Source organism: Streptomyces sp. NPDC058646, from assembly GCF_042716875.1.
In the GTDB taxonomy this organism is placed as follows: domain Bacteria; phylum Actinomycetota; class Actinomycetes; order Streptomycetales; family Streptomycetaceae; genus Streptomyces.
In genome coordinates this window covers 101831-127847 of sequence record NZ_JBHXRK010000024.1, presented here as the reverse complement: position 1 = coordinate 127847, position 26017 = coordinate 101831, and the positions used below count along the sequence as shown (strand labels likewise).

Sequence of the window (26017 nt, the reverse complement as noted above, 5' to 3'; positions counted from 1 at the left end):
CCATGAAGCGGGCACTCGTTCGACTTATCAGACTCCATCGGCCGACAGTACCGCCGACCGATCTCCCAGGTCACAGCGTTATACGGGACAAGCCTAAGGCGCCCGCGCCCCACGTACAGAACGCTCCGCCATGCCGCGGAGCCCGGCGACGTCCGCCCGGAGGCGGTGTGGCGGAGATCAGCCCGACCTGTCCACCGACCGGGGCGGCGTCTGCAGGGACCCCGTCCCGTTCAAGCGGCCGCACCTGGACGTCACGACCGGGACAAACCGGGATCCGGAACCGGGGTGGCCGAGGCCGCCGCGTGAGCCCGGTGTTCTGGACCACGGGCGGAACGCGCTTGTCCGGTGGGTACCGGCTCAGCCGCTGTCGAGGCATGTCCACGGCGGGATCCCGTCCGGCCGACACGGCAGCCGTTGACACGCGGGCCCCGGTGCACGCCTCCCTCCGGAGGTGCACCCAGTCGTCAGACGTCACGCACAGCGAACAGTTCGACCGCTGCACCGGACGACTCCAGCAGGGGTGCAGCGGCGGTACGCCGAGGATCCTCGCGGTAGGCAGCGAGATCCGCGCTGTCGGGAAAGGTGACGAGGTGAGCCTCGAGTTGATCGTCCAGCGTGCGCAGCCGGCGCTCAAGACGGCCTCCGTACTCGGAAAGAAGCGGCAGAACCTCGCTTTCATAGGCTTCGAAAGTACTCAACCCCCTTTCAGACAGGCGGGCAAGCATCAGGTACGTGACGGTCATGGCGCCCTCACCGAGGTGGACAAAGACCACCCGAGGCTACGTGAGCGCGCTCCCGCACCGCAGCCCTGCGGCTGGTACGGGCTGGCCACGGTCGTGAGGGGCCGCGTGCGACAAGGGCGCGGACGATGGTGCCCGGGTGGCATGCCCCAGATACGCCAGAAACCCACCACGTGATGATCCTGGAGCCTGGACGCCTCGCTACGCAGTGCCGCCCGCGAGACGGCACCGCCCTCATCGCGGCCGCCGGCGACATCATCATCCACGACCCCAGGCTGCCATCGTGCAGGGCCGCGGCCATGCCCAACGCCACTGCGGTTCACCTACGACGAACGTGGCCGAGTGACCTCGTGGACCGACACCCACGACAGCCGCTACGAGTACGCGTACGACGACTACGACCGCTGCGTCGCCGAGGGGCATGCGAGCCTCCGCCTCGACTGTGACGCTATCGATATCGAAACCGGGCTACGCGTCACCACAGCGATCGGCGGCACGGGGGCGGTCCGCCCGTACGTGGTCAACGACGCGTGCCAGATCGTCAAAGAGATCGACCCTCTCGGCTCCGTCACCCATTTCAAGGCTTTCAAGGTCCAGGCGAACGATGGGCACGTCGGCAAGGTCGACGAGGCGACGGAGGAGGTCGGTTCCTCCTACATGGTGGTGGACACCGGGCCGTGGTCCTTCGGCAAGGAGGTCCCGCTGCCCGCGGGTACGGTCGTGCGGGCCGATGTTGAGGAGAAGGAGGTCCAGGTCAACCTGACCAAGGACCACGACGCCCCGTTTCGACCCCCACCCTGACAGCAGGCACCGCTGCCGTGCCCGACCGCTGCGACCGATCCGGTCCGATCCGATCCGATCCGACCGATGATGCGCCGGACCGGCGAGCAGCGGGCGCCCGGCCCGCCGGACGCGAGGAGGGCGTCAGACCCCCCTCGCTACCCCTCCCCGCGCAGGCGTCGGGCGGTGTCGATGTCAGCCGGCAGCGCGCTGAAGCGGGGATACGGCTCCCGCGTGGGGTCCAGAACGCAGACGTGCAGCTTGTCCCCGGCGAGAGGCGGGGCGATGTTCTCGTCCCACCATGACGGGTGCTTCACCTGGTCGATGAACCCGTAGACGCCTTCGTGCCCGTCCACTTCCACCCTTGCTCCCACAGAAGCGACCCCGACGACCGTCACATCGAGTTCTTCGTTGTCGTGAAATCTCAACTCGGACCTCCGAAAATATCGATCCAGGTGCGTCGCTGAGTCAGTTCATCGAACCGGTCGAGCTTCTCCACAGGTATTTCGAACTCCAGTCTCACCGATCCGCCCGGACCGTTCTTGTCATGAACCTTTACGTGATCCACGAACTCCTCGAGCACTGGGGGAGCTGCGAGTCTCACAACAGTTGCATAAATGCCATGAATATGTAGATGGCGCCCTTACCTCGCTGCTTGCAGGCGGGCCCCCTGCCACACCCGCCACCGCCGCGCTGGAGGAGGAGGGCGGGGTACCGCGCTTGACGCGTGGTACCCCGCCCCCGATCAGTCCTCAGCCTGCGGTGTGCCTGCGGTGCCGGCCGGTCCCCGCGACCAAGGCGGCGCCCAAGGCGAGGGTCAGGCCCGCGCCGGCCAGAGCCCATGGCGTGGCGGGATCCGTGCCTGTGTCCGCGAGGCGGCCACCCGCGCTCTGCGTTACTGGCGTTGCCGAGGGGGCACCGCTTGCCGGGAGCGGCTGGGATCCGCCGTTGGGCACGGGATGGTTGGTTCCTGCGGCGGTGCTGATCTTCGCTTGGTACCGGGGGGAGTCGAAGTCGAAGTACTCGTTCGGCTTCGGGTCGGCCGCCCTGATGGGACCGGTGGCGAAGAAGGTGAAGTCTCCGGGCGGCGTGTCAGCGGCGAAGCGGAGGCGGAACTGGACCTCGTACACCTCGTCGGCGGCCACGGCACGGGTCCCGAGTCCGATGCCGAACAGGGTTTCCCCGCCGTCCCAGGTCTTCTCCGGCTTCCAGCTCCAGTTGCCGTCCGCGTCCTGGGTGCGGACTTCGAGCATGACCTGGGAGGGTGTCCACTTGGCGCCGTCGGGGCGGTAGGTGTGGAGGCCGAGTTCGGCGCGGCTGAATGCCTGCTTGCCGGTGTTGTCGACGCGGGCGGTCAGGACCTGCCAGTCTCCGCCGGCCTGGAAGCCGTTGTGGGTGGGTGGATCGAGCGGTGGCCCCTGGATGTGGCCTGTGCTGTGCGGGGCGCACGGGACAGCTGTTCATTTGAGCCAAACTCCAACTCCCTTCGCAGAATGGGATGTTCCGCGGTTAGCGTTCGAATCGCCTCGGGGGGAGGCCTCGCACAACGTCTCCTCCCTCCGTCATGCCCTCACATTGGGCCAACGAGCAGAGGAAGGGGAAACCGATGAGTACCCGGCGTAAAACGGCCGGTCTGATGGCAGGTGTTGCGCTCCTCGGGATGGCCGGCATCACGCCGGCGAACGCGGGCGTCACCGCGGAAGGTCAGTTCGAGTCCCACATCTCGTGGTGGACGGCTCCGACGGAGTCCCGCCGCTGGTGGGACAACAACGACACATGGGACTACACCGGCATCTACTTCCAGGGATGCAAGTCGGATGACGACCACCGAGGCTACGACTACGCGTCGCTGCGCCTGTGGAAGGACATCTCCAGCGCCCCGGACCGCAGTAAGGGCACCCGGAACAACTACTGCGGGTGGGTTGACTACGGCGATCCGAACGACGCGGGCAACTACTACTTCGCGCTGACGGACGTCAGTAACGGCGACTACATCGACATCGACTACGTCAAGGTTGCCTGGTAGTCGCAGGCCGGATCAGGGGTCGGGTTCTTCCGACCCCTCGAGGGTGCCCCCCCGGTAGGGGCGGTGCCGCACATATGGGAGAGGGATCGAGTGAAGATAGGTTTGAAGTCGTGGGCCGGGGCTATGGCCGGTGCCGCGCTGGTGGGTGCGGTGTCGGTGATTCCGGCGCACGCCGGGGTGACGGCAGAGGGTCAGTTCGAATCGTCCATCACGGGGTGGCGAGTGGGTAGCGAGTCGCGCCGCTGGTGGGACAACAACGACACCTGGGATTACACAGGTATCTACTTCTCGGACTGCATCTCGGATGGCGGTAGCGGGTTCAACTCCGCCGGGCTGCGGCTGTGGAAGGATATCTCTTCCGCTCCGGACCGCTCCAAGGGGACCCGGACGAACTACTGCGGGTGGGTTGACTACGGCGACCCGAACGACGCGGGCAACTACTACTTCGCGCTGACGGACGTGTACAGCGGCACGTTCCTCACCGTCAAATACGTGAAGGTCGCCTGGTAGTAAGGCTGTTGAACACGTAGGACGAGGGTCCCGGTGGATTCAGCACCGGGACCCTTCCTGTCCACTGTCCCACGACCAAAGCCCTCCCGCTGGCGGCGGGGTGGCGGATTGTGCGTTCCTCCATGTCTATGATTTTTGATCACATTTCGTTCCGGTACGGGCGGAAGACACCCGTTTTCAATGAATTCAGTCTCCGGATTGATGCGCGGGCAACGGTCCTCCTCGGCCCGAACGGAGCCGGCAAGTCCACACTGATGGCCATTGCCGCCTCCCACCTGCCCCCCTCCTCCGGATCGGTCACCTTCAACGGAGGCACCGCAAAGGGCCGCCATCTGGCCGCCTACCGCGAAAGAGTGGCGTGGATCCCCCAGCAGATCACCCCCGTGCCCGGGCTGACCGTACGCGAACAGGTTGCCTACGCAGGATGGCTCAAGGGCATGCCGAAAGACCTGGCGTGGAAGGCATCCGAAGACGCGCTGCGCCGCGTCGACCTCACCCGCCTCGCGGAGCGCAAAAGCCACCAGGTGTCCGGAGGGCAGCTCCGCCGCATGGGAATCGCGGGGGCACTGACCCACCGCAGTGAGCTGATCTTGATGGACGAGCCGACCGCCGGCCTCGACCCCACACAGCGCCTGGTGTTCCGTGAGCTTGTTGACCACCTCGCCGGCAGCGTGCAGGTGATCGTCTCCACGCACCAGACCGAAGACCTCGCCGACCTGTATACGCACGTGGCCGTCCTCGCCCACGGCAAGATCTGCTTCCAGGGCAGCCCCGCAGACTTCCACGCCCTGGCACCGGCCACCACAGGCGAACGCGAGCAGGCCGAAGCAGCCTACGTGATGCTCGTCGGACGGGAGATCTGACCGATGCGTATCGCCACTCTTCTGCGGTCCTCCTCCGCCGGACTCATGCTCGTCTTCCTCGCCGGCTACGTCCTGCTGCTCCTGTCGGAGCCGATAACCATGGGCACCGTCCCCGGTTACGGGCCGTCCGTCCTCGGCAACGCCTCCTACACGATCCCGTTCGCCTCGGCCGCGTGCGCGGCGAGCGGAGCGTGGGAAAGTGCACGCCTGCGCCGGGGCAAGGTCTTCGGGCAGACTCCTTCCCGCAGCCGGCTCGCCATCGCGCTGCCGCTGCTGGTTCCGGTGTGGGCGATGGGCGTGGCCGGGATGCTTATCGCGGTCGGCGTCGCGGTCGCGGCTGCGGGAGCGCTTCCGCCTTTCTCCCACCTGGGCATGTTCGCGGTGTACGCCCTCCTGATGGCGGCCGCCACGCTGGCCGGATACCTCCTGGGCAGCCGTCTTCCGCACCTTGCGGCCGCACCGTTGGCGATGGTCGCCGGGTTCTGCCTGACCGCTTTTCCCGGATCCTGGGACACCCCGTGGCCCCGCCACCTGGTCGCTGGCGCCTACGACAGCTGCTGCTCGGTCGGATCGGTCATCGACCCTGTGGCCGTGTGGGCACCACTCCTGTTCACCGGCGGGATCATCACCACGTGCCTCCTCGTGATTGCCCAGGCCAACCGCTGGAAGCCTCTGGCTGTCCTCGCCGCCGCGTCGGTGGCCTCGGTGTTCCTGGTCGTGAACATGGGATATGAACCGGTCACCGACCGGAACGCCGACGCTCTGGTCTGCGACACCGCCGGCGTTCCGGAAGTGTGCCTGTGGCCCGAGACCCCGGGACGCACCCGGATCGTGGCGACCACCCGCACCTACAGCGGCCGCCTCAAGGACGCCGGGCTTCCCGTCCTCCCCTCCCTCACCCAAAGGCGTGACCTCAAGCCCGGACAGGCCGGTTTCGGAGGCAAAGGCCAGGTCCGCGAGCAGGGCATTGCCGCCAACCTCACCAACACCCTCCTGCCCCCCATTCCCGAATGCGCCCGAACCAGCCACGAGTACCCGGCGTTCCCCGCCCGCGGACCGCTCACCGCATGGCTGACCGCCATCGCCACCCAAGCTCCCCCGGCGCCCGTCCAAGGCCGCGTCTCCCCCGACGATGCGAAACTCGCCCAGAAGATCCTCACCCTGCCCTCCGACCGTCAGCACGCCTGGTACGAAACGAACCGGGCCGCTCTCACCGGCTGCGACCAGAAGCCGACCCTGAACCCTGAAGGAGCAGGCCGGTGAACTGGTGGGCCGCATCCCGCAACGTCCCCACCCTCGCCGCCATCACCGCTGTGACGGCCGGCGCAGGCCTGGCATTCGGACAGAGCCGCATCCCCGTACCCGCGATGGTCGGCGGGGCCGGACACTTCCTCCTTGCCGCGCTGATCACCGTCATCCCCGCCGTGACATGGCTCGCCTTCACCGGCCGCGCCCGAGATGCCACCGAAACAGTCGCCGTGCGGGCCGTCCACCGCTTCGATACCTCCCTCGCCGCCGCCTGCGCAACCCTCGCCCTGACCATGGCCGTTCTCGGACACTTCGCGGGCGCTGACGCCGTGGCCGTGGCGATCGGTCGGAATACCGCCTTCTACCTCGGCCTGGCGCTCGTCCTCAACCCCCTCACCGGCGCCCGGATTGCAGCCCCGGTCCTCACCGCTGTACCCCTGGTCCTCGCCGTCGGAGGATGGAAGAGCGGTGGCCGCGGAGCGCAGCCGTGGGCTGTCGTCCTGCACCCCGCAACGAGCATGCCCGCTCTCCTGGCGGGCGTCGCGGTCCTGGCTGCCGGGGCGACGTTCAGCAGTCTCAAACCGCCGCGCAGCGCCCTCTAAGAGGTCCTGACAAAGGCGTTGGACGTGCCGGTGGGTGATGAGGCAAGTGGCGAGGCCGAGGAAGGCTTCGTGGATGTCGTCGCGTCGTTCCCACCGGATCCGTAATCGGCGGAAGCCGTGGAGCCATGCGATGGTCCGCTCCACGACCCACCGGTGGATGCCGAGGCCGGAACCGTGCGGGACGCCGCGGCGGGCGATCACCGGTTCGATGCCCGGCGCTCAGACGAGACGGCGGTATTTGTCGTGGTCGTAGCCTCGGTCGCCGAGCAGGAGGTCGGGGCGGTTTCGTGGCCGTCCGACCAGGCCGGCAACGGATGGGATCTTCTTGAGCAGGGGTACCAGCTGGGTGACGTCGTTGCGGTTGCCGCCGGGTCAGCGAGACGGCGAGCGGGATGCCCTGGCCGTCGACGATGAGGTGGTGCCTTGCTGCCCGGACGTGCTCTGTCGACCGGCCGGGACCGCTTTTGGGCCTCGTCGAGCGGCCCTGACACGGGAGGAGTCGATCACCGCCCGGGACCGGTCCAACTTCTTCGCGACCCGCAGCTTCGTCAGCGGCACCAAGTGCAGTTGGTCCCACACGCCGGCGTCGTTCCACACGGCCAGACGCCGCTGGCAGGTCATGCCGGATCCGAAGCCCAGCTCCTGCGGCAGGTACTCCCACTGGATCCCGGTATGCAGCACAAACAGAATCCCGCAGAGTGCCTGCCGGTCCGGCACCCGAGGACGTCCTTCCGCCTGCTTCGGCGCCAGCTCAGGCAGCAACGGCTCGATGAACGAACACAGTTCATCCGCACGATCCATGGTCGCGACTGACGTACAGCTTCTGTCAGGACCTCTAAGAGACCGACCTCGACTTACCACACAACCAATAAGGACGGGCCCGAGGGGCGTTTCACAACGCCTGGCCACGTAGGCGGCGTATCGGCGGAAAGAAGAGACGCAGTTGGACAGCCCAGCCACTCCGACGGGCACCACGCTGGTGGCGTACGCCTCGGCGGCGGCGAAGGCTCCGTCCGGGGTGACGGGAGCGTCCAGCCGCCTCAAGTCGGCGAGCGCGTGATGCGCAAGCTCCGGCGACTCGGCCTTGAGTACCAACGTCGGCGGTCCCTGACCGCTGTCGCGTGAACACTGCGCTCGCACTGGCCTGGGCGGCGTTGCCCGAGTTCCTCGGCAGCCTGAGCGCCGGGCTCGTCCTCATGGTCGGGGCCTGGATTGCCCGCCGACGGGCAGCTTCGTGTCCCGCCGGGCAAGAGGTTGGCCGCACCACAGGCTGATCTGGCATGCCAGCCGCGGACCGCGGTGCACGCGGCCAGCCGTCCCCGAAGGCCGCCGCCGTTCATGGGGTGTTTCAGGCGCCCCACCATCTGCAACGCCTCATGAAACTTGATCGTTGCAGGTCGACGGACCCCGCAGCGCCGTGTTGCAACGGGAACCACTCATGAAACGGACAGGTGCACGAAACCGACGGGCACTATGCCTATCTGCCAGGTGCCTTGTCAGATTTGCGCGCTAGGTTCCCGTCATGGATGCAGGAGATTGGACCGCTGTCGGTTCCATGGTTGTGGCCCTCATGGCTGTCGGCGTCAGCATGCGGCAGGCCAGGCATGCGAACCGTCAGGTCAATGCCGCTGAACAACAGGTCGCGGTCGCACGGCAGCAACTTGAGCATGCGGAAGCGGTGCATCGAGAACAGAACGAGCCGTACGTCGTTGTCGACATCCAGCCCGCAGACTCCATGTCGGGTGTCCTCGTGGTCGTCGGTGAGAACATCGGTTCCACGATCGCCCGCAATGTACGGATCTCAGTGGACCCCCGCTCGAATCGGGCTGGGGCGAGGACCTGACAGAGATGCTGAGGCAGGCCGTACGGGCCGATGGAGGAGATGGAGTACGTGGTCGACTTCGGCACGTACGCCGAAATGCTGCTGGTCCACGGCCCCCTGAAGGGGGTGGAGGACAAGCTGAGCAGCATCCGGGACCAGCTCGAGGGCCTGGCCACCAGCTACAAGGAGAGCAATGCCGCGGCCATAAGAGAGGAAGCTGAACACCGCTCACGGCGGATGCGCGAGCGAATGGACCGAGCACGGCTTCGCCTCGAACAGGCAACGGCGCCCGCCGTCCAGGGCCAGCAGCATGGCGAAGAGTCCCAGACCTGAGCAACTCAGGCGGACCCGAACACTGCCCTTGGGGCGCGCCGGCGCGAACGGCACCGAAGGATCAACGGGTTTCCCACCTGAACCCGGCTAAGCCCCGGGCTCATATGCCCCGGGGCTCAGCCGGTTGCAGACGATGTGATCGCACTCCCGCCACCTATGAAACGGGGGCGGCCCCCGGTCAGGGCCGCATCCGGCGCCACGGCTTGTCGTACGCACCCCCGCAGGTCCGGCACGATGCGGCGTAGACCGCTGCAGCCGGGGTCATGTGCTCGCACGGCTCGGCCGGCTGCGGCTGCCCGGAGATCATCGCTGTGAGCTGCGGCTCCGGGCACGCGCAAGGGCCAGCGGGGCGCCGAGGGCACGGCACTTCCGCCTGGGGCGGAGCCTTCTTGGCGGGTGGGCTGACCGGGACCACCTCGGTGTGCTCCATCTTCCAGCCGTCGATGGGGACGCGGCGACGGCGGCGGCTGCGGGTGTTCCGGTCGAAGCGCTTCTTGTCCTTGTCGGTCGTGAACAGCAGCAGCATCCCGGCCAGCAGTCGGAACGCCTCCCCGTTGACCAGAGCCGACTCCGGGTTGAACACCGCGACCGGGACGCCGTCCACGCCGATCAGCGGTGTGCCACCGCCCCACCGGTGGTCGGTGATGCTCACTCCGACCGTCGCGGTGATGCCGTGCTCACGGGCCAGGTGGTCCACCGCTTCCCGAACGCCTCGGCGGGTCATGAGCTGCGCCTGCCACCTCTCTCCAGCCGGACCGCTGTGCAGCCGACGTGCGTCCCTTTCTGCTCCGGTGGCCCGCCTCAGCGCGGCCTGCCGGGAGGCGGCATTCGCCTTGTCGATCTCGGCCCGCTTCTTCGCCGCCTTCGCCCTATACCGGGCCCGCTCCTCCTCCAGGCCTCGCTGCCGCTTCTCCTCCTCCACGAGGTGGACGCCCTCGGCGGCCGCGTACTGCGGCGCCGTCCACACCTGCGCGAGCTGACGTAACAGCGGGTACCGGAGCCGCGTGCGCGGGGCGTGGGGGGCGACCTTGCCGGTGAACACCCAGCGCAGGAAGTCGGCGACGGGAACCTGCGGCGCGGCGACCCACCCGCCCTGGTCGAACTTCACCAGGCCCTCAGCGACATGGACCCCGCCGTCCGTCGTGGCCAGCCGCAGGGAGGGAACCGTGCCCAGCCACGGCGGGCGGGGCCGGTCGCTGAACCAACAGGACGTCACGCCGTCCTCGCGCATGCGCTCGGTTCGTGCGGTGATGTCGGCCGCGGTGATGGGCGACAGCTGGGCCTCCAGCGCCATCCGCCACGTCCCGGCCGGGTCGGTGGCCAGCACGTCCGCGCGCCAGGAACCATCAGGTGCCCGCACCTCCAGCTCGGCGTGAGCACCCGCGTCCCGCGCGGCACTGGCCAGCTCCAGCTTGAGGAGATGATGGGCCTCGGACTCGCCCTGCAGGGCGATCTCGCAGTCCGGTGCGTGCGGGGCATGGGCGAAGAACCGCAGCCCGCTGTAGGAGACCTTCGCGTACATCGGGTGCCGGCACTCCGCGCAAGCGAGGGGCGGGGGCGGCTTGACCTTCCACACCGCCTCCCATGCCTGCCCGCACCCGAGATCGGGCAGGTGCGCGAAAACGGTTCCCCATTCGGCGTGCACGGCACGGAACGCCATCAGCCCCCCTCTGGACGAACGATCAGTTCAGAGTGTTACGGCGGGCACTGACAGTCGAGACCGCTGCATTCGGCCGGGCGGACGGAAGTCGGTCACAGTTTCCCGCAGAGGAGGCGGCGGCCGTCCACGACTGCGGACGCGCCCGGCCGGCCGTCCCCCGCGGAGACTCTGTGCCTGCCCGGACTCGCCCACGGCTGCCGCATGGATACCGGGGTGGCAACGGGGGTGAGCTGCCCGTTGTCCATCCCGCCATCCCTGCCGGCGACGGTGTCCATGTCCCGCGGCGGTGGGCGGGGTGCTGGACTGCGGGGTCGAGGAGGTAGATGGCTTCGGCGACACTCCAGCCGGATTCCTCGTCCCGGGGTGGCCCGACCCCCAACTCCATACGGACCGTCGAGTGCCAGCCGACCCTCGCCGCCCGCGGACGGGCTCCTACTTTTCCACGGTGTAGCTCAGCTGCGCGAAGCCGCCGCCGACGTCCGCGACCGTGTCCAGGCGAAGCGGAACGTCCTGGGCCAGATCGCCGAAGAGCCGGTGGCCGGACCCGATCAGGACCGGGGCGACGCTGATGATGAACCGGTCGACGCGGCCGGCGTGGAGGAAGCTCTGGACGAGACGTCCGCCGTCGGGATAGACGTGCTTGATCCCGCGCTTGTCCAGGTCGGTGACGAGGTCGTCCATGGTGCGGTAGACGTGGACACGCGGGTCGGCGTCCTCGGCGAGGGTGGTGCTCAGGACACCCACGTGGCGGTCGCCGTAGTGCCAGTTCTCCTCGCCGAACCCGATGACCTTGTCGTAGGTGTTGCGGCCCATGATCACGGCATCCACCGAGTCGAGGAACTCGAAGAAACCCATCTCGCCGGCCTTCTCGCCGCGCGAGGTCAGCCATTCGATGTCGTCGTCAAGGCGCGCTATGTAGCCGTCGAGGCTGGTGCCGATGAAGACGGTGGCGGTGAAGGTCATGAGGTCCTCCGAAGCAGGTGGTCGAGGTCGTCGCGGAGCAGGGCTGCGGGTTCGCCGTCGCCGGTGAGCGCCCACCGCAACAGGGAGCCGTCAATGGTGATCTTGACGGCGCGGGCCAGGCTCGGAACGTCGGTGCCGGACGGGAGCTCGCCCTTCGCGGCGGCGTCGCAGAGCAGCTCCCGCAGTGCCTCGTCGACCGCGCGGGTGTGCGCGGCGGCATGGGCACGGAACTCGGGGTCGGACAGGTCGAGCTGGAGCATGCCGAGGTGATTGGCCATCTCCTCGGGGGTGGACATGTGACCGGCGACCTCCTCGGCGACGGCGTGCAGCGCCGCCAGGGGCGAGTCGTGCACGTCCCGTGCCCTTCGGTACGGTGCGGCGGCGTCCGCGGCTGCGTCCGCGGCGAACGCCAGCAGCAGGCCGCGCTTGGACCCGAACCGCTGGGACAGGGTGGCCGGGGAGACCCCAGCTTCGGCACCGACATGAGCCAGGGTGAGCCGGCCGGGCCCGTGGGCACCGATGGCGCGTCCGGTGGCGGCAAGGATGTCGCTGTCGCTGGTGGTGCGTGGTCGTGGCATGGGTTCCTCCTCTTGGAGCGACCGTAGCACGTTAATAAATGGCGGCTCATTTATTAATGGCTTCGACTCCAGGAGGACGTGGGACAGGTCAGTTCTACGGCGGCAGCGCGGGCGGTAGCGGAGCTGCCGTGGGGGGCACCCCGGGGTTCGGCCCCGTGTCGACGAACCCCGGGCTGCCTCCGCCGCACCCGACGCCGCCGGCGCGCCGAGGTGGCAGGATGACGCGGTGTCCGACTCTCTCCATGAACCGTGGCTGCGCGGCATCGCCTTGAATCCGGCAGCGCCCTCCCACGTACTGATACGCCTGGTGGACGAAGCGGCCGGTCAGGCCGGCCTGCTGATGTGCGAGGGCCGTGACCTGCCGGACGCCGTCATCGACGCAGCCCTCGGCCACCCGTCTCGGCGGATCCGCCGCGCGCTCGCCGGTAATCGCCACGTCGACCCCGCACGACTCGCCCCTTTGGCGACGGACCCGTCGGGACTCGTCCGCGGAGGGCTCGCCTGCGGCCCCCGCCCCCGGCCCCGACGGGGCCGACCGCTACCGGACGGCATTCTCGTCACCCTCCTGACCGCCCAGGACGGCGGCGAGGACGGCATGCTCACCGAAGGCGAGATCGTCCAGGAGCTCAGCTTCTCCCGGCAGATCCCCCTGTCGTTCTACCGCTCCATGGCGGGGCACGAGCACCCCCGGCTCCGTATGCACGCCGCCGCCTGGAGGTGGCAGTCGCTCACTTCTGCGCAGCGGGAGGCCCTGCTCGATGACCCCGACCCCGCCGTACGGAAAGCGGCGCAGGAGAGCAGCTGGGAGCTGGACCCGGTAGCGGTGGAGGCCGGGCTGCCGTCCATCGGCTCTCTCAGCAAGCCGTTCGTGCTCGGCACGTGCGCCCTGTCGCGCGCGCTCGTCGAACAGTGCTTCGCGGACGACACGGTGCACCCCCTGACCTGGAACCGCCACACCCCGGCCGATGCCGTCGCCTGGCTCGCCCGTCACCCCGACGCCAAGGTCCGCGAGATGGTCGCCGCCCGGCCCGACCTGGGACCGGACCTGGTCACCGAGCTGAGGGAGGACCCGGACGAGGACGTGCGGATGCGGGCACGCCTGCACCCCTTCCCCCGTACCTGGGACGAGTACTGGGCGATCCATCGGGTCATCGGGCACGGCCCGGACTGCACCTGCCCGATCACCGAGCCCGACACCGAGCCGTCACCTGACTGGTTCGCCGCCTGCGCGACGTCCGAGGAACCGGTGCTGCGCCGGGTTGCGGCGAGCTGGCCCGGCCTGCCGGCAGAACTCGTCGAGACACTCGCACGGGACGACGACGAGGAGGCACGGATCCGACTGGCCTGTCACCACCCGCTGGCTCCGCCCCACCTGCTCCTGGACGTCTTCGTCACCCGCCCGGCCCACCGTCCGCACCTGCTGCCCCTGCCCGCGTTCCCCCGCACCGGCCTGACCCACCTCATCGGCCACCCGGACCCCGAGGTACGCGCCCTGGCCGCAGCCGATCCCACCCTGCCCGACCCTCCGGTGGAAGACCCCGACGAGTCGGTGTGCCGGGCGGCCGCCGCCAACCCGAGCCTGACACCACAGGCTTTGGACGCCCTCCTCGCCGACCCCCGCACCGCAGAGGGCGCCGCGGCCAACCCGTCCCTCCCCGTCCCCCGCATGCACGCACTCCTCGACCGCTGCCTGAACAGCGCCACCACCCGACCTACGGCGGCCGAACGCCGGGAGACGACACCCACGTAGCGATCACAGTGGCGCGGCCGTACCTGACGGAGGAGGTGATGGAGCTCCTTGAAAATCCCCGGCCCTGCTCAGGGTGCCATCAGACCTGCTCGACGGACTCCCCCTCCACTCCGGGCCTGTCCTGGGACGGGACACCCATGGCGAGGGACCGCCCGATACCCCGTCAGGGTCCGGGTGGTGTGTAGTTGCACATGCCGTAGCGGCATGTGGTGTCGTCGAGGGCACCACAGCACGAAAGGCCCTGTCTGCGATGTACCCCTCCGCCACGCCTCCCCGCGAGGTCAAGATCGGCGATGCCGCCGCCTTCGCCGGAACCACCCCGCGCGCCCTTCGTCACTACCACCAGATCGGTCTGCTGCCGGAGCCCGAGCGAGGCGGAGACGGACGCCGCCGCTACGGCCACGACGACATGATCCGCCTGCTGTGGATCCGCAAGATGTCCGAGGTCGGCATCCGCCTGGACGACATGCGGGCCGCCTTCGACGAAGCCCGGGACGTTGAGGACGTCCTGGGCCGGCTGGAGGACACCCTGGCCGCCCAGGAGGCCGACATCAAGCGTCAGCGCGCGGCAGTCCAGCGCCTGCGGGCCGTGGGCAGCCCACTGGGCTTGCTCTCCCCGTTGGTCACGGACCGGCTCAGCCAACTGCCTTCTGGCGCACTGCGCCCCTCCGACCTGGACGCCCTGCTGGTCACGGAACGGATCTTCGGCCCGCTGGGAGCCGCAATCCAGGCCGGCGTGTTCATCACCCTGGCGACCCATCCCGGCCTACGGGCCGAGGCAGACCGCCTCGACGCGGCCGACGCCGCCCTCGATGACACCGTCGATCCCCACGACCCGCAGGTCGACGAACTTGCCGCGCAACACTGCGCCCACCACAAGGCCCTGCTCCTGGCCATGGAAGCCGCCGGACTGGACGTGGCCGAGGAGGAGCTCTTCGAGATCTACGAGGCCGAGGCGAGCGGCGAGGAGGACGCCCGGATGAGTGCCTTCGAAGCGGTAACCAAGATGCCCTATGGCTTCTCCGCGGCCCGGACGCGGTGCATGGAACTCACGGCACGGCTCCTTGACGCGGACCTCTCCGCAGGCAGCTGATCGCCGGTGTGGCCGTGCGTGAGGATCCGGCTGAACCCGTTCCGCTCGCTGCCGGCCCCCCGCCAGACCACCGACCGTACTTCTACAGCTGCGTCGGTGAGGGCGCGATGCGCAGCAAGCTCGTAGCTGTCCGGTAGACGCAGCGAACAACTGGAACTGCACGGCCACTGACGTGTGCATCCAGGAACTCGCCGTGGTGCCCGCCCTGAGAGGGCGTTTCACCCCGTTGTCTCATCCCGAATGGCCGGGTTGAATGCGATTCATGGGCCACGCCAAGTCGGGGTGGCTTCGGCGGTGAGTCTGCGGGTCATGAGGCTGATCATCGCGAGGTGGATCATTGCTTCGAGCGGTGTGGGCGGGCTTCGTGGTCACGGGCCAGGCGCCCGTGGCTCATGGGCCAGCCGAGGGTTCTCTCGACAGTCCATCGGCGTGGGAGGACGGCGAATCCCCTGGTGGTGGGGTCGCGGCGGACGATGTACATGTCGATGCCGAGGGTTGCGGCCCGTTCGACGAGGTGCTGGCGGTAGCCGCCGTCGACCCAGGTCTTGCGGACGGAGGGCCTGACCGGCGATGGAGTCCCGCCCGACGATCTTTTTGCCGGCGTCGAGGCCCTGCTCGCAGGCGGGCACGCTGGTGGACGTCTTGACGCTCCGGGAGTCGCTGACACATGCGGTTGGTTCCTCCTCCCGGCCCTCTTGCCTGCGGACTTGGCGTCGGAGGAGCGTGTGGAGTAGGTCGAAGACGCCTTCTTCCTGCCAGCGGGCGAAGTAGGCGTAGACGGTGTTCCAGTGCGGGTAGTCGTGCGGGAGGTAGCGCCACGGGATCCCGGTGCGGTTCACATGGAGAACCGCGTCGACCAGGCTGCGAAGGTCATGGTCCGGTGGCCGGCCGATGTCGATGTCGATGTCGATGTCGAGGCCGCGACCGCGGCGCTCGGCCCGCCAGCCGGTCAGGACCGGCTCGACCAGTCCCACCGGGCATCAGACAAGTCACTGGGGTACCGGCGGCGCTCAGACATGATTCCGGGCTACCCAGCCGGCCCCGGCGCTCGGACCGGCGCCCGCAGCACACGGAGCGAAGCCCCGCGCTTAGGGATGAAACAGGAGCAGGCAGACCAAGAAGTCGTTTCTCTACCGATCACGGTGGGCGTGAGTTCGAGTGTGACTGCCCCGGCCGGGTGATCTTGCGGCGGTCCGGGTATCAAGCCAAGGGTGATCGGCGAGCGAGGGGGCGGACTTCGAATGGGGGCAGCGGACGAGCAGGACCACCAGGACGGGGAAGGCTGGCTGACGAAGGCCGAAGTCCGGGAGATCTGGCCGCAGATCAGGCCGATCAGCATCACGGCCGTGGCGCGGGCCAACAGCGTACGTACCTCGGCTGCGCCCTCCCCGGACCTGACCCGCGAGCCGACCTACCACGCGGCCGACGTACGCCACGTGGCCGCGCGGATCGCCCGGGGTGAGGCCGATGTCGCGCCCTGGCAGCGCGCCGACTCCGACGCTGCACGCGACGACGCCACACCCGGCCCACCGGTTCGGCAGCCCGTCAGTTGGGGGCCCGACAACGTGCCGGGGCTGATCCTGCTGGCAATCATCGTGGGGCTGATCCTCTGGGGCCTGACCTCTCCCGACAACCACGGCACGGTAACGCACTACGTGCGCTGAGTGCGCTGACGAGCGGTTGCTCTACCGATCTTGGTGATCGTGCGTTCGAGTCTGCCGACTCGGTCGGGTGATCTCCTGGTCGGCAGGGCATGGAAGTGGGGTCTCCCGTACCGCTCGTGGGTGTCGAATCCAGTCGAGCAACAGGAGGCCCCCGGTGCCGCAGTTTTCCGTCTCCGTGACATTGCCGTCCAACTCCGCGCCCTGTCGCGTGATTGCCTCGCTCACCGGTTCGAGAACGCCGGGGACCGGCCGCACAGGCGTCCGAGGTCCCCCTCTGACATGACCGGCGCGGCGCTTCACCTTCGACCGCCCTCCCTCCACCTTCGCCGCGACCACCTCCAGACCCAAGGTCGCCGCGAGCTGCCGGCAGTCCATCTCCTCCCCGCTCCCAGCCAGGACCTCCACGAGCCGTTGGTAGTCCGGCGCCAGTGAGTCGAGAGCGAGCCCTTCCCTCCAGGCGGGAACCACCGAGCCGGGCACCGCCCCGGCGACCCGCGCAGGCCGTTCACCGGCCACCCCGGCCAGCGACGCCTCCTCGCCCACAGGAGGTTCTGCCAGGACTTCGGGCACCGTCTGACGGGCCATCACGAACCGCTCCCACGCGGCTTCCGCCTCCTGGAGCTCGGCCTGCAGGACCTCCACCCGCTGCCGAGCAGCATGCTCGCGCTCCTCAAGCAGCCCCGTCACCGACGGCATCCGGCACCTCCACCGAAGAGACGACACGACACCCCGCCTCTGCCACCGAGGCGCCGTCACTATGCCTGACCAGCGGAAACGCACCCGTCGCTATCGGAAAGGCAACGGCTTCCGAGACGCCCGCTTGGCAACCACTCCGCAGCATGAACCACACCAACCCCAGCAGCCCCGATCGACCACGAGTCGATACTGACGCAAAGAGCCGCAATAATGGGCTAAACGCCCTCTCGGCAAATTCCGATGGTGCCAGTGCCGGGTCCCCTGTCCTTTGCCAGTCATTGGTCCGGACACGCAGGTGTCACCTGACCATGATGGTTGTCACCGGGGGCCTGTAGCTTCCTCGCATGGCGAGGTATGCAGATCCAGGTGCAGTCGAGTGGGTGGAGTCCGGTGGCGGGCCGTTGATCGTCGTGCCCGAAGGGGTCTTGTCTTCGTGGTCCGGCGCAGACAGCGACGAGTCTGAAACCGATTACGACAGAGCCTGCGGCGTCGAAGGGTATGCCGGCCTGGTGGCGGTCGCGCAATCGCAGGCCCTGGTCCTTGGTGATGACCCCGCCTCGACGTCCTTCCTGCCGGAGCACGGCCTGTTCGTGCGGTGGTGCGCCGCCGAATCGGAGGAGGAGCTTCTCGGCAGCGTTGATGCCGCGCTCGCTGATGCCGCGTGGGAGCCTGAGCAACTTTGGGACGTGCCGGGGCCAGTGGTCTTGTTCGACTCGGCTTGGCCGGGTGACGAGTTGGAGCCAGAGAACCATCTGCGGGTGGAACTGGTGCCAGGGCGCTATGCGGTTCGTGCCGCATATGTGGAACCGGATCCGAAGACCTGGCTCAGCCTGGTTCAGCTTCGGCGTCTTCCCTAGCGATCGGCCACTGCTGTCCGGCACCGGACTCCGAAACTGGTGGTCACTGCCCCAGGATCGGCGCGTGCGGTGCGGGTGGCACCACCACGTCACCCTCGTCACGGCGGCCCAGGCCTTCCTCACCCTGCGACGGCTCGACCCCAAAGCACACACGCCGGCCTGACCTTCTACCAGATCCTGGTCGTGCTCCAGGACCTGCTGAGGTGCTGGACAGGGGCGTCAGATGCTGCCGAAGGGTTCGGGGTAGATGAATTCGCCTCGTACGGACGGGTCGTAGGCGGCCAGGGTACGGATCTGGAACAGGTGTTCCCAGGCCGGTTCCTCGCCGACGATGCCGAAGTCGGTGCTCGGCCGGAAGCCGAACCGGCCGAAGAAGTCGGGGTCGCCGAGGACAACGACCATCGGAGCGTCGAGGGCGTCCGCTGCGGCGAGCGAGGCGTGGACCAGGGCAGTTCCGCAGCCGCGACGGCGGTGGTCGCAGTGAACACCGAGGAGGCTGAGGTTCGGGACTCGGGCAGTACCGATTCGGCCCCAGGTGCACAGAGCATGGCCGATGATCGCGCCGTTCTCGCTCTCGGCCACCAGCGCGAGAGCCGGAATCCAGGCTTCTCCCTTGCGCAATGCCTGCCGCAGAATCGCCTCCACAGGCTCCTCCTCGTGCGGTTTGTAGGAGGAGGCGATGGTCACCGCACGGACAGGGGCCAGGTCGGCGGAGGTCTCTCGTCTGATCAGCACCCACGTAGTCTGCCCCCGGCCACCTGGCGTTTGTGCCGGGGCTCGACCGATGGCGTGGTCGGCCGGCTCACCGACGGGAGCCCCCGACATCGTGCTCAGGCCGCGCAGCGAAGAGCGCAACGGCAACCCGTACCGGCTGCACCCGCTCGCGGCGAAGTACGAGAGCCCCGAAAGCATGGAGGCAGCGTTCCGAGCGGCCCTCGTCCGCAAGATACCTGTGCCCAGGCTGCACAGGCCTCCCGGTGGTGAGTCCGACGAATCTCACCCCCTGCTCCCGTGATGCAGATGGCGTCGCGAAGGGCTCCAGAATCCGCTCACTGGATCAGTTCGATGTGCGGATGACCCGGGGATGCCGGGCAGATGTGAAGTTGCAGGTCGTAGCCGCTTGCTATGACGATCATGGTGATGTTCCCCGGAGGGGTGCCGGGGAGCAGTGGCGTGGGATCGGCCCCCTCCTCCTCGGAGATCCAGCTCTCGTTGCCCGAGCTCCCTTCGGTGCTTGCGATGGTGAGCAGCGGCACCGCCTCGGTGCCGCACTCGGAGCAGACCCGGGGCATGGGATCGGCGAGGCCCCAGCGAGTCCAGCCACCCGCCTTCCAGCCAGGAGCGATGGACAGATGGTCCCCGTAGAACTCTTCCGGGGCGACCGCGTATGTGCTGTCCCACGCTTCTCCGGCCGTCTCCCACCTGCTCAGGATGGCGTCCCACGGAGTGGTGTGACAGATCTTGGCTGGGAAGTGCGCCGCTTGTGTGCCCTCGCGTGCATCGACTGCTGGTGAATGCTCCCTGAAACGGGGCAGGCCACCGTGCAACTGTCCTTGGTGAACTGCCAGTTCGTTCCAAGGGGGTGCCCGGTGGCCTTGTCCCAGCAAGACCTACTTCGCCTGTACGACTGCCGCATGATCGTCCGCCGACGCGCATTGTCCTGGTTGGCCTTCGGCTGGCCACGGGCCCATGGATCCGTCGATCAGATGTAGCCCCAGGCCGTGCAGCCGCACGGGCGCAGTGTCCCGCATCCTGGAGACTGTCGGGCGGTGCGGATAGGATCGTAGGTATGGGAATTGACTGGGAAAACATCCTCGGCACAAGCGGGAACGGCCTCGACGAGGCATACGACAGGGCGGTCTCCTCGGTCGTCTATGGCGAGACCCTGGAGGGCGACCATCAGCCACTCCCGGTCGGCGAAGAGTCCGACGACACAGATGGCCTGCGCTGACCTGAGAGCGCACACAGAAACTGCCCGATGAGCCGGGGTTTTTGTCGGGCTTGGTCCGCTTGACGGGCATTGGAGATCAGAGGCTTCTGCCCCGGAGTGAACCGGTGGTCAAGCGTGACATTGCATGGCGTCCCACGGAGTGGTGTAACAGTTCTTGGCTGGGAAGTGCGCCGCTTGTGTGCCCTCGCGTGCATCGACTGCTGGTGAATGCTCCCTGAAACGGGGCAGGCCACCGTGCAACTGTCCTTGGTGAACTGCCAGTTCGTTCCAAGGGGGTGCCCGGTGGCCTTGTCCCAGCATGACCTACTTCGCCTGCTCGAGTCACTACGTTCAGCGGATGGTCTTGAACTCGTCCGCGAAGTCGACGAAAGGCTGCTCCAGGAACTGATCGAGGCCGAGGCCACCGCCCGGGTCGGTGCGGAGTGGGGCGAGCGGACCGACACCCGCACCACCTGGCGCAACGGGCACCGGGAGAAGACCGTGACCACGCAGGCCGGAGACCTGGAACTCGCGATCCCCAAGCTGCGGGCCGGGAGCTTCTTCCCCAGCCTGCTGGAACGCCGACGCCGCATCGACCAGGCGCTTTACGCGGTCGTCATGGAAGCCTACGTTCACGGGGTGTCGACCCGCTCGGTCGACAACCTGGTGAAAGCCCTCGACTCGGATACCGGCATATCGAAGAGCGAGGTCTCCCGGAGCTGCGCCGGCCTCGACGAACAGCTCGACGCGTTCAGGGCCCGTCCCCTTGATCACACCCGGTTTCCGTACGTCTTCCTCGACGCCACCTACGTCAAGGCCCGCGTCGACCATCAGATCGTGTCCCAGGCCGTCGTCATCGCGACCGGTGTCACCGAGGACGGCGGCCGTGAAGTCCTCGGTGTCATGGTCGGCGACAGCGAGACGGAGGCATTCTGGACCGAGTTTCTTCGCTCGCTGCGTGAACGCGGCCTGAACGGTGTCCGCCTGGTGATCTCCGACAGTCACAGCGGCCTGGTCAAAGCGATCCGCAAAGTCATGATCGGGGCCGGCTGGCAACGGTGCCGCGTTCACTTCGTGCGCAACGTGTTCTCCGTCATCCCGAAGGGGTCCGCGGAGATGGTCGCCGCCACGATCCGCACGGTCTTCGCCCAGCCCACCGCCGATGCGGTCCGGGCCCGGCTCGATACGGTCGCGGACATGCTCGGCCGCCAGTTCCCCAAGGTCAAGGAGATGCTGCTGGGGGCGAAGGAGGACCTGACCGCGTTCGCGGACTTCCCCAACCAGCATTGAAAGAAAATCCAGTCGACCAACCCGCTCGAACGTCTGAACCGGGAGATCAAACGACGATCAGATGTCGTCCAGGTCTTCCCGAACACCGCCGCCGTCACCCGCCTGGCCACGGCCGTCCCCGTCGAGCTCCACGACGAGTGGATCGCCTTTCCCCGGCGCTACCTCTCCATCGAAAGCATGGACAACCTCTATTCAGACAACGCCACCTGCCTGCCCGGCACTGCCGAATGATCCGTTACACCACACCAAGGGACATGACCCTGCTCAGGTCCCCCAGCTGCTCCTGCAGCTCCTTGCTCAACTCCATCGGGTTGGTACACAGGCGGGTGCGTCCCCCACTTGGCTGCCGGTCAGCACGGACGCGAGGGCCGACAGCGGCCATCGGCAGCAGAACGTTGGTGCACCGTGAGAAGCCGCTGCGCTCGCCCCCTCCACAGCGGGACGGTGGGGCTCATCGGTGGAATACCTTCTGAATGTCGTATTCAGCGAAGTGCTCGCTACCCGCCCACGGCCCCACCTAGAATTCCAGGTCACGAAGTCCGCTCCCTGCGCACACGGGGATGTGCCTGCACGGGGACGGTCGCTTCGGTTGCGTGTGGCCTGCTCGTCGCGGGTGGGGAGGCCCCCCCGATCGACATGGCTTCGGCCCGTGCATCGCCGTCAGCCGCGTCCTCGCGGCATGCCCACCGACCCATCGATCCGAAGACCTCGCCCGGCCGACGGTTCGTGATCACCCTTCCGCGTTGCAGCGCCGGCAGTGCAACGAGCGCACCCATCCGCCCCTCACACCGCACTGTGGTCGCTGCCCGGGCGACCGTCGGCCGGGCCGGGTTCGGAGTGCTGACAGAGCAGCCGGAGCAGTATCTCCGGCGGAGAACGGCACGGGTACGTGCAGACGCTGCGCCCTCACCGCCGTACGTCCGTGGGGTGGGGGCGCAACAGCAGACGATCAGGACACGTCGCCGCGGACGCTGTCCCCGATCAGCCCATCGGTGTATGTCACCGTCTTCGCTGTGAACGCCCCCTTGCCGGTGACCGTCCCGGTCACGTTCTCACCCGGCGCGAGCTCGACCGTGGCGATTTGGTCCTTGTCGGCACCCAACTCGGCGGTGTGCTTGCCACCCTTGGTGTCGGTGATCGTGAAGTACAGCGGGTTCACGTCGATCGTCTTCGAGCTGTTGTTCGTCACGGTCACGGAAACGCTCGTGTACTCGCCGTCCTGCGCGAGGATGCTCTTGACGAATTCCGTCTTCTTCGCGGTGACCGCCACCGCGGCCTTCTTCTCCGGCTCGGCCGACGGAGTACCCCCAGCCGTCGGCGCCGACGATGCGGCCGGCGTCGGGTCCTTCGGCGTGCTGGTGGTGTTTGCCCCGCCGAAGAGCGAGACGAGGATCCCGAGGAACACGAGCACGCCGACCACGCCGAGGCACGAGAACCCGACGATCTTCCCCGTGTTCGACTTCGGGGCGGCAGGCGGGGGAGGGTAGCCGTATCCGGGCGGAGGCTGCTGGCCGGGCGGCGGGAACTGCTGAGTCATGGAACCCCCACAGGAAGCGGTGCGAATGCGGTCACCGTAGGGGTGCGCCGGCCGGAAGGTGCGGCAATAGCCGAACCGTGACAATCGAAGATTCAACCATCAGTGCTCGTGGCGATCTTGGGCGGTCTTCGCCGTCCGCGGGACGCGACCGCGCCGGTACGGCTCCCCGCGTACGGGCCGGCATCCGTCAGGTGGTCGAGCCCGGATCCCGCCCGGAGCAGCTCGCACCCGACGGTCTGCGCAGCCTCTGGTCCCTCGGCTCGCACACCGGCGGCGGGGGAGAGGCACGCGGTTCGCCGCACGCACAGGCTGGGCGGTGTCGATGTCCGTGACTCGATGCGCTAGGTGTTAACCCCCTTGTTGCTCAGGTCCGATGGGTGGGCAGGGGCGGCCTGGGTTCAGGCACTTTCTGATGGCTGAATCCCTGGTATCGCTGGGTGTCTCTCACATGCTCGACTCGCCGGTGGAAGCAGTGTGGACCGACAACCTCTTTGAGTACCCGCAATGCGCACACGACAACACCGGTGCCCCCCTCCTATGTTCGTCTTCAACACCAAGCCCTTCGGGCAGAGTTCGAACATGTAGGGGGAGCAACATGGGCAGCAGCACCGAGCGGTCGTCGGACTACGGCGACGACCCGCAGATCACACGAAGGCGGATCGCAGAGCTGACAGCCGTGACGCGGCCGACCGTGACCATCTGGGAGCGCCGCTCGGCGGACTTCCCCACGCCCCGGAAGGCCGGCGTCACCGCCTACTTCCTCCAGTCCGACATCCTGCACTGGCTCGACAACCGCCCGGTTCCGCTCCACCTCCGGCTGCCGGGCGAGGGCACTGAGGCCACGTACGGTGCCAGAGCGCGTCGCTCCCTGGCCGGCGTCGCGCCGGAACAGCCGGGCGCGTCGGCCCCGCCCGCCGCCCTTTCCACCATCCGCCCCTCCCGCCCCTCGGCGGACGAAGGGCCGGACCAAAGAGATCGCGAGGTGGTGCGGGAGCTCATGGGGCGGCTGGCCGACCAGATCCGCGGGTCGGGCTCGATGGTGAACTACGTACACCTGCTCGTCGCCCTGCACTACCTTCGGGCCGCCTCCGGTGACCGGTGGGAGACCGTACGCGTCAGGTCCGAGGCGGCCGTCAGAGCGGAGAACGGCCGTGGCCGCAGCAGCGCTACGGGCTCTGGCGCCACCAGCGGGGCAGCCGCCGGCGAACTGCTCGACCTCATCGGTCGTACGGTGGACGACGAGGTCCAGCGCCTGGGAATGCTGCGCAGCTTCACGGCGTCGCTGTCGCACCTGACACCCAGGAAGGCGAGCGACCTGGCACGCGTGGTGGACCTGGTGGACCGGCTCGGCGGCAACGCCTTCCAGCTGATCATCGACGAATACGAGCGGCACGCCCGGCTGCGCAGCCGCGAGTTCTTCACCCCGCAGGCGGTGGTGCGCCTCGTGGCGGCCATCGCGCGCACGTCCCTGGGCCGGGTCCCGCGCACCGTGTACGACCCCTACGTCCGGGGCGGCGAGTTCCTCGCCGAGTCGGTGGCAGTCTCCGAGCGCAGCCGGCGCAGGAAGCCCGATCTCCCGCCCGTCACGGTCTTCGGGCAGACGACCGGCCCCGACGCGGCGCTCCTGGCCGGCCTCAACCTCGCGCTGCTCGGCGTACAGCCCCGGGTCCGTCTGCTGCGCGACGCTCCGTGGGCCGGGTTCCGGGACGGCAAACGGCCGGCGGCCGATCTGGTCCTCACGAATCCGCCGTTCAACATGAAGGACTCGGCGGGGGAGACCTGCCGCACGGGAACGTGGACGTACGGCGCTCCGCCGATCGACAACGACAACCTCGCCTACGTCCAGCACGCACTGGCCTCGCTCCGCCCCGGCGGACGGGCCGCGGTGGTCATGCCCACCAAGGCCGGCAACTCCTCCAGCGCCGCCGAGACGGCGATCCGCCGGGCGATGGTGCAGGCGGGCGTCGTGGAGTGCGTCATCGGCATGCCCGCCAAGCTCTTCAGCGGCACGGCCGTCCCCGTGTCCGTATGGCTGCTGCGCCACCCCGGCGACCCCTGCGACCGCGTCCTCTTCCTCGACGCACGCCACCTCGGCGTCAAGCAGGGCCGGCGGTGCGTGCTGGGGGAGGACGACGTCCGGGCCGTACTGGGCACGTACGAAGCGGCGTACAGCCCCCTCGCCCCGCACCCGTACGAGGATCCGCACGAGCCGTGGCACGTCCCGAGCGCGATGGTGGACCGTCAGCAGATCCTCGACCGGGACTGCTCGCTCAATCCCCTCGACCACATCTCCGCACAGGGTGCGGCCGCGGGAGGGGAAGCCGGAACCGTCGAGGAGGCGTCGGCACGGGCCTGGGACGAAGTCGAACTGCTGACGGAGGCCAGCAGCCGGGCGGACGCGCACGTGGCGCTGCTGCGCGGCGAGGCCGGGACGGGCGGGGGCGACTGGGTCGAGGCGAAGCTCGCCGAACTCTGCGAGATCAAGGCGGGCCCCTCGTTCACACGGGTGGGCAAGAAGGACCGGGGCCCGGACGGGCCGGTGCCGGTCGTGATGCCGCGGCACTTGAGGGAGGGCAGTGTCACCGACACGGGGGCGGAGCGCGTCTCCCGGGAACTGGCGGACCGGCATCGGCACTACCAGATCCAGCCGGGCGACATCCTGTGCGTCCGGTCCGGCAAGGCCGTGCCGCCTGCGCTGGTACGAGCCGACCAGTCGGGCTGGCTGATGAGCCCGAACGTGATCCGGCTGCGGGTACGGGAGGGCCGGGAGGTGGATCCGGAGTACCTGCTCCGCTGGCTGGGCCGGCCGGAGTCGCTCGCCTGGATCGTGGACCGCTCGGCCGCCACCGCGACCCCGTCGATCAGCACCGCCGTGCTCGGCGGCATGACCGTACGGCTGCCCCCGCCGGCGCAGCAGCGGCGGATCGCGGAACTGCTCGCCGCCCTGCAGGAACAGGCGCGCGCCCACCAGGACCTGGCGGAGGCGGTCACCAAGACCCGTGTCCTGCTCGCCGAACAGCTGATGACCCAGGCGCCGCAGCTCCACACCCTCGGCCGCTTCTGACCGAGCCGGAC

24 protein-coding genes and 3 pseudogenes are annotated in these 26017 nt (G+C 68.4%); 15 read left to right on the top strand and 12 right to left on the bottom strand.

What is annotated here, in order from left to right; all coding sequences use genetic code 11:
- Positions 1-464 precede the first annotated feature (464 nt).
- Complete coding sequence (locus tag ACFWUZ_RS26950; RefSeq protein ID WP_384378012.1) at positions 465-743, bottom strand: hypothetical protein; 279 nt, start codon at positions 741-743, stop codon at positions 465-467.
- A 186-nt stretch (positions 744-929) separates the two neighbouring features.
- Between ACFWUZ_RS26950 and ACFWUZ_RS26945 the strand changes: the two genes are divergently transcribed.
- Positions 930-1541, top strand: coding sequence for an RHS repeat domain-containing protein (locus ACFWUZ_RS26945; RefSeq protein ID WP_384378029.1), 612 nt, complete (start codon positions 930-932; stop codon positions 1539-1541).
- Between the two features lie 137 nt (positions 1542-1678).
- On the opposite strand, the gene ACFWUZ_RS26940 is transcribed toward ACFWUZ_RS26945, so the two are convergent.
- Together ACFWUZ_RS26940 and ACFWUZ_RS26935 are read right to left on the bottom strand one after the other, a co-directional pair.
- A complete protein-coding gene (locus ACFWUZ_RS26940; RefSeq protein ID WP_384378010.1) occupies positions 1679-1948 on the bottom strand; it encodes a hypothetical protein in 270 nt (89 codons plus the stop codon).
- Positions 1949-2272: 324 nt separating this feature from the next.
- Positions 2273-2773 (bottom strand): hypothetical protein, encoded by a 501-nt coding sequence (locus ACFWUZ_RS26935; RefSeq protein ID WP_384378007.1) that lies wholly within the window; start codon positions 2771-2773, stop codon positions 2273-2275.
- A 383-nt stretch (positions 2774-3156) separates the two neighbouring features.
- Between ACFWUZ_RS26935 and ACFWUZ_RS26930 the strand changes: the two genes are divergently transcribed.
- From ACFWUZ_RS26930 to ACFWUZ_RS26910, 5 genes are all read left to right on the top strand, one after another.
- On the top strand, positions 3157-3546 hold the full coding sequence (locus ACFWUZ_RS26930; RefSeq protein WP_384378004.1) for a hypothetical protein: 390 nt from the start codon (positions 3157-3159) through the stop codon (positions 3544-3546).
- Positions 3547-3636: 90 nt separating this feature from the next.
- The gene (locus ACFWUZ_RS26925; protein WP_384378001.1) at positions 3637-4056 is read left to right on the top strand and encodes a hypothetical protein; all 420 of its coding nucleotides are present in this window, start codon (positions 3637-3639) and stop codon (positions 4054-4056) included.
- Positions 4057-4184: 128 nt separating this feature from the next.
- Positions 4185-4919, top strand: a complete 735-nt coding sequence (locus ACFWUZ_RS26920) for an ATP-binding cassette domain-containing protein (RefSeq protein WP_384377998.1) — start codon at positions 4185-4187, stop codon at positions 4917-4919.
- 3 nt (positions 4920-4922) lie between these two features.
- Positions 4923-6182 carry a hypothetical protein gene (locus ACFWUZ_RS26915; protein ID WP_384377995.1) on the top strand — a complete coding sequence of 420 codons (1260 nt, stop codon included), beginning with the start codon at positions 4923-4925 and terminating at the stop codon, positions 6180-6182.
- Positions 6179-6769, top strand: a complete 591-nt coding sequence (locus ACFWUZ_RS26910; protein WP_384378032.1) for a hypothetical protein — start codon at positions 6179-6181, stop codon at positions 6767-6769. Before ACFWUZ_RS26915 ends, ACFWUZ_RS26910 begins: the two co-directional genes overlap by 4 nt.
- Positions 6770-6796: 27 nt before the next feature.
- On the opposite strand, the pseudogene ACFWUZ_RS26905 reads toward ACFWUZ_RS26910, so the two are convergent.
- A pseudogene (locus tag ACFWUZ_RS26905) lies at positions 6797-7570 on the bottom strand (IS5 family transposase); the annotation flags it as partial.
- Positions 7571-8291: 721 nt separating this feature from the next.
- On the opposite strand from ACFWUZ_RS26905, the gene ACFWUZ_RS26900 reads away from it, so the two are divergent.
- Together ACFWUZ_RS26900 and ACFWUZ_RS26895 are read left to right on the top strand one after the other, a co-directional pair.
- Positions 8292-8612 carry a hypothetical protein gene (locus ACFWUZ_RS26900; RefSeq protein ID WP_384377992.1) on the top strand — a complete coding sequence of 107 codons (321 nt, stop codon included), beginning with the start codon at positions 8292-8294 and terminating at the stop codon, positions 8610-8612.
- A 48-nt stretch (positions 8613-8660) separates the two neighbouring features.
- Entirely contained in the window at positions 8661-8924 is a 264-nt protein-coding gene (locus ACFWUZ_RS26895; protein WP_384377989.1) for a hypothetical protein, read from the top strand.
- Positions 8925-9102: 178 nt separating this feature from the next.
- Here the strand turns inward: ACFWUZ_RS26895 and ACFWUZ_RS26890 are convergent, their stop codons facing one another.
- From ACFWUZ_RS26890 to ACFWUZ_RS26880, 3 genes are all read right to left on the bottom strand, one after another.
- The gene (locus ACFWUZ_RS26890) at positions 9103-10584 is read right to left on the bottom strand and encodes a competence protein CoiA family protein (protein WP_384377986.1); all 1482 of its coding nucleotides are present in this window, start codon (positions 10582-10584) and stop codon (positions 9103-9105) included.
- A gap of 432 nt (positions 10585-11016) precedes the next feature.
- Entirely contained in the window at positions 11017-11547 is a 531-nt protein-coding gene (locus tag ACFWUZ_RS26885; protein WP_384377983.1) for a dihydrofolate reductase family protein, read from the bottom strand.
- On the bottom strand, positions 11544-12125 hold the full coding sequence (locus tag ACFWUZ_RS26880) for a TetR/AcrR family transcriptional regulator (RefSeq protein WP_384377980.1): 582 nt from the start codon (positions 12123-12125) through the stop codon (positions 11544-11546). The genes ACFWUZ_RS26885 and ACFWUZ_RS26880 overlap by 4 nt, the downstream gene beginning before the upstream one ends.
- A 226-nt stretch (positions 12126-12351) precedes the next feature.
- On the opposite strand from ACFWUZ_RS26880, the gene ACFWUZ_RS26875 reads away from it, so the two are divergent.
- Complete coding sequence (locus ACFWUZ_RS26875) at positions 12352-13875, top strand: hypothetical protein (protein ID WP_384377977.1); 1524 nt, start codon at positions 12352-12354, stop codon at positions 13873-13875.
- 250 nt (positions 13876-14125) lie between these two features.
- Entirely contained in the window at positions 14126-14968 is an 843-nt protein-coding gene (locus ACFWUZ_RS26870) for a MerR family transcriptional regulator (RefSeq protein WP_384377974.1), read from the top strand.
- Between the two features lie 260 nt (positions 14969-15228).
- On the opposite strand, the pseudogene ACFWUZ_RS26865 reads toward ACFWUZ_RS26870, so the two are convergent.
- Positions 15229-15986, bottom strand: a pseudogene (locus ACFWUZ_RS26865) (transposase).
- 223 nt (positions 15987-16209) lie between these two features.
- Here ACFWUZ_RS26865 and ACFWUZ_RS26860 point away from each other — a divergent pair.
- Positions 16210-16632: a hypothetical protein gene (locus ACFWUZ_RS26860; protein ID WP_384377971.1), complete on the top strand. Its 423-nt coding sequence runs from the start codon at positions 16210-16212 to the stop codon at positions 16630-16632.
- Between the two features lie 21 nt (positions 16633-16653).
- Here ACFWUZ_RS26860 and ACFWUZ_RS26855 read toward each other — a convergent pair whose 3' ends face one another.
- On the bottom strand, positions 16654-17328 hold the full coding sequence (locus ACFWUZ_RS26855) for a hypothetical protein (RefSeq protein ID WP_384377968.1): 675 nt from the start codon (positions 17326-17328) through the stop codon (positions 16654-16656).
- A gap of 344 nt (positions 17329-17672) precedes the next feature.
- Here ACFWUZ_RS26855 and ACFWUZ_RS26850 point away from each other — a divergent pair, with 344 nt between their 5' ends.
- Entirely contained in the window at positions 17673-18185 is a 513-nt protein-coding gene (locus ACFWUZ_RS26850) for an immunity 21 family protein (protein ID WP_384377965.1), read from the top strand.
- A gap of 219 nt (positions 18186-18404) precedes the next feature.
- On the opposite strand, the gene ACFWUZ_RS26845 is transcribed toward ACFWUZ_RS26850, so the two are convergent.
- Entirely contained in the window at positions 18405-18920 is a 516-nt protein-coding gene (locus ACFWUZ_RS26845; RefSeq protein ID WP_384377962.1) for a GNAT family N-acetyltransferase, read from the bottom strand.
- Between the two features lie 314 nt (positions 18921-19234).
- Entirely contained in the window at positions 19235-19477 is a 243-nt protein-coding gene (locus ACFWUZ_RS26840; RefSeq protein WP_384377959.1) for a hypothetical protein, read from the bottom strand.
- Positions 19478-19974: 497 nt separating this feature from the next.
- Between ACFWUZ_RS26840 and ACFWUZ_RS26835 the strand changes: the two genes are divergently transcribed.
- The gene (locus ACFWUZ_RS26835) at positions 19975-20136 is read left to right on the top strand and encodes a hypothetical protein (RefSeq protein ID WP_384377956.1); all 162 of its coding nucleotides are present in this window, start codon (positions 19975-19977) and stop codon (positions 20134-20136) included.
- A 282-nt stretch (positions 20137-20418) separates the two neighbouring features.
- Positions 20419-21636: pseudogene (locus tag ACFWUZ_RS26830) on the top strand (IS256 family transposase).
- A 718-nt stretch (positions 21637-22354) separates the two neighbouring features.
- Here ACFWUZ_RS26830 and ACFWUZ_RS26825 read toward each other — a convergent pair.
- Positions 22355-22825 (bottom strand): DUF4352 domain-containing protein, encoded by a 471-nt coding sequence (locus ACFWUZ_RS26825; RefSeq protein WP_384377953.1) that lies wholly within the window; start codon positions 22823-22825, stop codon positions 22355-22357.
- A gap of 712 nt (positions 22826-23537) precedes the next feature.
- On the opposite strand from ACFWUZ_RS26825, the gene ACFWUZ_RS26820 reads away from it, so the two are divergent.
- On the top strand, positions 23538-26006 hold the full coding sequence (locus ACFWUZ_RS26820) for an N-6 DNA methylase (RefSeq protein WP_384377950.1): 2469 nt from the start codon (positions 23538-23540) through the stop codon (positions 26004-26006).
- The last annotated feature ends 11 nt before the right edge of the window (positions 26007-26017 follow it).

What these genes read in the sequence shown, in the direction of transcription:
- ACFWUZ_RS26950 (WP_384378012.1), bottom strand. Translation starts at nt 743, where the DNA reads ATGACCGTCACGTACCTGATGCTTGCCCGCCTGTCTGAAAGGGGGTTG.
- ACFWUZ_RS26935 (WP_384378007.1), bottom strand. Translation starts at nt 2,773, where the DNA reads ATGCTCGAAGTCCGCACCCAGGACGCGGACGGCAACTGGAGCTGGAAG.
- ACFWUZ_RS26930 (WP_384378004.1), top strand. Translation starts at nt 3,157, where the DNA reads ATGGCAGGTGTTGCGCTCCTCGGGATGGCCGGCATCACGCCGGCGAAC.
- ACFWUZ_RS26920 (WP_384377998.1), top strand. Translation starts at nt 4,185, where the DNA reads ATGATTTTTGATCACATTTCGTTCCGGTACGGGCGGAAGACACCCGTT.
- ACFWUZ_RS26915 (WP_384377995.1), top strand. Translation starts at nt 4,923, where the DNA reads ATGCGTATCGCCACTCTTCTGCGGTCCTCCTCCGCCGGACTCATGCTC.
- ACFWUZ_RS26900 (WP_384377992.1), top strand. Translation starts at nt 8,292, where the DNA reads ATGGATGCAGGAGATTGGACCGCTGTCGGTTCCATGGTTGTGGCCCTC.
- ACFWUZ_RS26890 (WP_384377986.1), bottom strand. Translation starts at nt 10,584, where the DNA reads ATGGCGTTCCGTGCCGTGCACGCCGAATGGGGAACCGTTTTCGCGCAC.
- ACFWUZ_RS26885 (WP_384377983.1), bottom strand. Translation starts at nt 11,547, where the DNA reads ATGACCTTCACCGCCACCGTCTTCATCGGCACCAGCCTCGACGGCTAC.
- ACFWUZ_RS26880 (WP_384377980.1), bottom strand. Translation starts at nt 12,125, where the DNA reads ATGCCACGACCACGCACCACCAGCGACAGCGACATCCTTGCCGCCACC.
- ACFWUZ_RS26870 (WP_384377974.1), top strand. Translation starts at nt 14,126, where the DNA reads ATGTACCCCTCCGCCACGCCTCCCCGCGAGGTCAAGATCGGCGATGCC.
- ACFWUZ_RS26860 (WP_384377971.1), top strand. Translation starts at nt 16,210, where the DNA reads ATGGGGGCAGCGGACGAGCAGGACCACCAGGACGGGGAAGGCTGGCTG.
- ACFWUZ_RS26855 (WP_384377968.1), bottom strand. Translation starts at nt 17,328, where the DNA reads ATGCCGTCGGTGACGGGGCTGCTTGAGGAGCGCGAGCATGCTGCTCGG.
- ACFWUZ_RS26850 (WP_384377965.1), top strand. Translation starts at nt 17,673, where the DNA reads ATGGCGAGGTATGCAGATCCAGGTGCAGTCGAGTGGGTGGAGTCCGGT.
- ACFWUZ_RS26840 (WP_384377959.1), bottom strand. Translation starts at nt 19,477, where the DNA reads ATGCCCCGGGTCTGCTCCGAGTGCGGCACCGAGGCGGTGCCGCTGCTC.
- ACFWUZ_RS26835 (WP_384377956.1), top strand. Translation starts at nt 19,975, where the DNA reads ATGGGAATTGACTGGGAAAACATCCTCGGCACAAGCGGGAACGGCCTC.
- ACFWUZ_RS26820 (WP_384377950.1), top strand. Translation starts at nt 23,538, where the DNA reads ATGGGCAGCAGCACCGAGCGGTCGTCGGACTACGGCGACGACCCGCAG.